This is a genomic window from Ruegeria sp. AP12, from assembly GCF_056540025.1.
Genome location: NZ_JBQFVZ010000259.1, coordinates 1 through 614 on the forward strand (window position 1 = coordinate 1; position 614 = coordinate 614).

Consider the following 614-nt stretch of genomic DNA (forward strand, 5'->3'; position numbering starts at 1 on the left):
GTGCCCGCCCCGGTAATGACAACCCGTTTCATTGTTTCGGGTCAGACCTTTTCCGACACAAGCTGTTCGATGCCCGCAATGATCGCGGCCACGTTCGAGATGTCGAAATCGTTGGCCTCGGGCTCATTCGCATTAAAGGGAACCGAGATGTCGAACTCTTCCTCGATGGCAAAGATGCTTTCGACCAAACCCAAGCTGTCGATGCCCAGATCTGCAAGTGTGCTGTCGGGTGTGACATCCGATGGCTCCAGAACGGCCTGCTCTGCAATGATTGCGATGACGCGGTCGCTGATGCTCATGTTGATCCCCTGGCTATCAATCTGAGGATGATTTAATCGCTCGGAGACTGTTTGAAAACAGCCTTTTTCAATGCCTCGACGTCGCGAGCCATGCGCGGCAAGCGGCGTTGAGCCTTGTAGATCTCGGTATGGGTTTCCATCTTGACGCTCGGATAGCCCATGACCACACGTCCGGCCGGTACGTTGGACAGGATCTTGGTGGCGCCCCCCGCGATCACGCCATCGCCGACGAAGATATTGTCGGCCACGCCAGTCTGACCGCCAAGAACCACGTTGTTTCCCACATCGACTGAGCCGGACAATCCACTTTGACCG

Annotated in this window: 1 protein-coding gene and 1 pseudogene; both read right to left on the reverse strand. The window is 56.0% G+C overall.

Annotated features, from left to right (window positions below; all coding sequences use genetic code 11):
- Positions 1-41: 41 nt before the first annotated feature.
- Entirely contained in the window at positions 42-299 is a 258-nt protein-coding gene (locus ACR0E6_RS22625) for an acyl carrier protein (RefSeq protein ID WP_170373697.1), read from the reverse strand.
- 32 nt (positions 300-331) lie between these two features.
- Positions 332-614 (reverse strand): annotated as a pseudogene (locus tag ACR0E6_RS22630) (UDP-3-O-(3-hydroxymyristoyl)glucosamine N-acyltransferase); the annotation flags it as partial.

Bases quoted from the DNA above. Each gene is read 5' to 3' on its own strand.
- ACR0E6_RS22625 (WP_170373697.1), bottom strand. From the start codon at position 299: ATGAGCATCAGCGACCGCGTCATCGCAATCATTGCAGAGCAGGCCGTT.